Here is a 3,105-nt window from a genome sequence, read left to right as displayed (position 1 = left end):
ACAGTTGATTTATCTTTCTCTTTACCTGCTTTTGCGAATTTCATTTCTGTAACGTAGTAAAACTTTTCGGGATTAGAGATCTCTGTCTGTTTTGGATTACCCTTTTTAAAGGTCACGGGATAAGGTTCCACATCTTCATAGTTTACATGCAAATGACCGAGTTTACGTCCTGCGTTAACAAATTTCCAAAAATCTTCAGCGCTTTTAACACAAGGAATGCGAGGCAATTCTTTAGAGAGGTTATCAGCATAACGAGCACGATAATCTTCCGAATGTAAAATCCCATAAACGTAATAGAAGAGATCATCTTTTGTTACGCTTTCATTCGGATAAGCTGCTTTAAAATGTGCTAACCCTTCATCAGTAATAGCATCACGCCGTTGTAAACCAGCTGTTTTGATCTCATCTTGAGAATATGTAAACAAATAAGACTGGTTATCGTCTTTATCTTTTAAGGATGTAATATTTTCATAACAATATCTTGGAAAGCCTTGTCCATTGCTTATTACCTGAACATCAGGCAAAATTTTACTCATCAAAACAGAAAACCCTTTTTTTCCTCCTAAGCCTGTAATTTGCATTACCCTATTTTCAACCGTTTCTCCTATCGGAAATATTCGCGGCATTTGAGAAATTGCTTCATTAAAAATACGGTTGTAATAAAGCCACTGTTGTGTAAAAGGACGGTAAAGACTTTGTGTAAAACATGCATTGTTAAACTCAAAAACCTTTCCTTTAGCTAAATGTTGTTTAAGATTAAGACTCCAACTGATCCTCTTTGCATCCGTATTGACGAAATTATCTACAGCATTGGTACGCGTTTTACGGTCAGTATGCGCATAGGTATCGTTAAAACGTTTTACCTCGCTATTATAGAAGGAAATCATGTTATTCATATTTTTTGCTAACATTTCACGACTTGAATTATATGCCCAAGCATCACGATTGGTTTTTAAACCACAAGAAAATGTTTCAAAGAGCTTTTTACTATGTCCTTTTTTATCACCCAAGGCTAAAAATTCTTTAAAATTGTCATCACGTTGACCAAGCCAATCACCATGTTTATCTGGTGTAATTATTTGCCAACCTTGTTTGCTCTGTGTAATACCATCAATGCTACCAAGGGATTCGATTATTGTAAGCTTTTCTTTTCTCGTGAGATAATCTCCAATATCACGGAAATATATTTTCCCACGCTGCTGAGATTCTGGATTTTTTACGAGAATAGAGATAGCTATAGGGGCTCGAGAACCTTCACCAAAAACTCCACCACTTTCTTTCTTACGTTGTTCTCCAGAAGTCCGCGCATTCCCCCGTAAATGGAAAATATAAAGGCTGCTAAATTCTTCAACGAGGCATTTGCGTAAGCCATCCATAGAATATCCAGTGATAAAACTTGCATTTGTGACAAAACCAATAACACCACGGTTTTTTATACGGTCGCTTGCCCAACGGATAGCGCGGATATAACTATCATAAAGTGCTTGCATAAGACTTGCATTCGATTGAGCGGCATAAGTTGCTTCTATACGTTCATCTAATACGTGATAAGATGTATTTGGATTATTATCATTAGCACTTCTTTGACCTGTTGAATAAGGAGGGTTACCAAAGATAACTTCAATATCGAGGTTTTTCTGATGTTCTAAATATTCACTGTTTTCTTTGAGTATACCTTCTATAAGATCTTTTTCTTTAAGCGTTTGAAAAGTATCAGCCAAACCAATATGCTTAAAAGGAATATACTCACCTTTCTTCAGACTATGATAAGTCGATTCAATGTTGATCGCTGCTATGTAATAGGCAAGTAAAACAATTTCATTGGCGTGGATATCATGACGGAATTTATATTCCATATCCTCTGGTTTGATGAGATTGGATTGTAAAAGCCGCGTGATAAAAGTACCCGTTCCTGTAAAAGGGTCAAGAATAGAGACACCACGTGATCCTAGACTTTTTCCAAACTCATTGCGTAAAACATCATCAACAGAATGAATGATAAAATCGACAACCTCTATGGGCGTATAAACAATCCCAAGCCTATCCGTTGTTTTCTTAAATGCCTTGGCAAAAAAGCTTTCATAAAGGTTGATAATAAGATTCTGTTTTGCATGAGTTTCGGTAATCCCTGCTGTACAGAACGTGACACTTTTGTAAAATTTATCAAGATCTTTGGTTTTTTCTTCGATATTGATTTTATCCAGTTCTCTTAAGATCTTGTCCATTGCTTGCGAAATGGCATTGTTTTGTACAAATTCATTGCCTTCAAATAAGGCTTCAAACACGGGACGCGTGACAAGATGCTGTGCAAGCATCTCAATGGCTTCTTCTTGTTTGATATCGCTGTTGACGTTGTTTTGTAATTCCTTATGGAATGCATCAAAAGCATGAAAGGCTTCACTGTTTTCATCAGCAAGCAGGTTTTGAAGATGTGTAATATGGTTTTGAGCAATCTCAGAAACATTGTTTGCCCATATGCCCCAATAATCCGTGATTTTAAAACTATCCAGAAAAATGGCTTTGACAAAATCAAAAAATTCAGAACGGCGGAATAAGTCTCCTTGTCCTCCAGATACCGATTGAGATTTGCTTGCTGCTGTTCCAATCACATGTCCAGAACTTTCTGCTTTTGATTGGATCGAGACCTCATCAACTGTTGTGGTAAGCTCTTTTAATTCATCGTCACGCTTGATCTCTATAATCTCAATCGTATGACTGCTATCTTGTCCTAAAGACATTTGATTAATTGTCCGAGCAAGCCTTTCATCATGAGAATGTAAAGCATGCAAAACTTGCCAAACAACACGGTATCTCTTATTGTTTCGTAAAGCTTTTTTGGCTTCTAAGTGTGAAGGAATGATAATGGGTAAAATAATATAGCCCGTTTTCTTATTTGGAGCACGACGCATCACACGTCCTACCGCCTGTATCACATCCACTTGGCTATTACGCGGATGTAAGAACATGATGGCATCAAGAGCAGGAACATCAATCCCTTCTGAAAGACACCGGACATTGCTTAAGATGCGACAAATATTGTTTTCAGCATCTTGTTTCAGCCAATCCAATTCTTCATTGCGTTTTTTGACACTTTGTGTTCCGTCA

At 37.1% G+C, this 3,105-nt stretch carries 1 protein-coding gene; it reads right to left on the bottom strand.

The annotated features are described in order from the left end of the window. The coding region (locus tag QWU_RS09405; RefSeq protein ID WP_017196499.1) for a type ISP restriction/modification enzyme at window positions 1-3,105 on the bottom strand (3,105 nt) is incomplete at both ends.

Source organism: Bartonella birtlesii IBS 325 (assembly GCF_000273375.1).
GTDB classification, from domain to species: domain Bacteria; phylum Pseudomonadota; class Alphaproteobacteria; order Rhizobiales; family Rhizobiaceae; genus Bartonella; species Bartonella birtlesii.
The sequence above is the reverse complement of the archived record's forward strand: the minus strand, read 5'-3'. Positions and strand labels throughout refer to the sequence as shown.